Consider the following 854-nt stretch of genomic DNA (forward strand, 5'->3'; position numbering starts at 1 on the left):
GCGCGCGCCGAGCGCGCGCACGAGCAGCGGCTGCGCGTCGACCCAGCGTTCGAGCGCGCCCGCCAAATCGGGAGACGACAGCACGCGAAAGCTCGACAGCAGGGTCCGCACGGGCCGCGCCGGCGCATCGTAGCCGGCCGACGCACGATGCAGTTCGGCCAGCGCGCGTCCGGCCGCGTATGCGTGCGACGGATGCGTGAACGGCTGCCACGACATCACGCCGCGATACGGGTCGACACCGGGCGCCCGCACGTGCACCTCGTAGGTCCAGTCACCGGCGGCGAACGCGGTCGCGCCGTCGCGATCCGCGAGAATGTCGACCACGGGCATCCCGCGCTCGCGCAGATGCGCGATGAAGCGATGCTCCTCCTCGAGCCCTTCGACATCGCGCAGGCTCACGTGATGACGTTTGACGAACAGTCCGCGCCCGTCGGTCATCTGCACCAGGACGGCCGCCGCGAACTGCCGCGGGCTGTGCCACGTCAACCATGCCGGCTCGCCGGCGCCATCGATCCGCGCGAGCACCGCCGCCACCTCGTCGTGCGTCATCAGCGGCCAGTCGCGTTCGGCCTGCTCGCCGTCGACACCGAATTGCGGCGGCGCGACGTCACGCGACAGGGATCCGTCCGGCTCGAGTGGGAATGACATGAACGACGTTACTCCGTGATTGATTCAGATCGGCGCGTGGATCAGCGCGCGCCGCCGCCGGTTGCCAGCGCACCGCCGGCCGCCGCGCGCAGCGCCGCGGCCGTGCGGCTCCAGTCGCGCCAGCCGACGACGGCCAGCCCGATGAACAGCGCATACAGTCCGGCCGTCAGATACAGTTCCTTGAACACGAACATCCCGACGTACAC

At 70.5% G+C, this 854-nt stretch carries 2 protein-coding genes; both read right to left on the minus strand.

Going from position 1 to position 854, the window contains the following annotated elements; genetic code table 11:
* Positions 1-648 (minus strand): phosphotransferase (locus tag G3N99_RS41280; RefSeq protein ID WP_206125318.1); only part of this gene is annotated, 648 nt, incomplete at its 3' end.
* Between the two features lie 41 nt (positions 649-689).
* On the minus strand, positions 690-854 hold a 165-nt coding region (locus tag G3N99_RS41285; protein ID WP_206125319.1), incomplete at its 5' end, for a nicotinamide mononucleotide transporter.

Source organism: Burkholderia sp. Ac-20392 (assembly GCF_017104585.1).
Classification (GTDB): Bacteria; Pseudomonadota; Gammaproteobacteria; order Burkholderiales; family Burkholderiaceae; genus Burkholderia; species Burkholderia lata.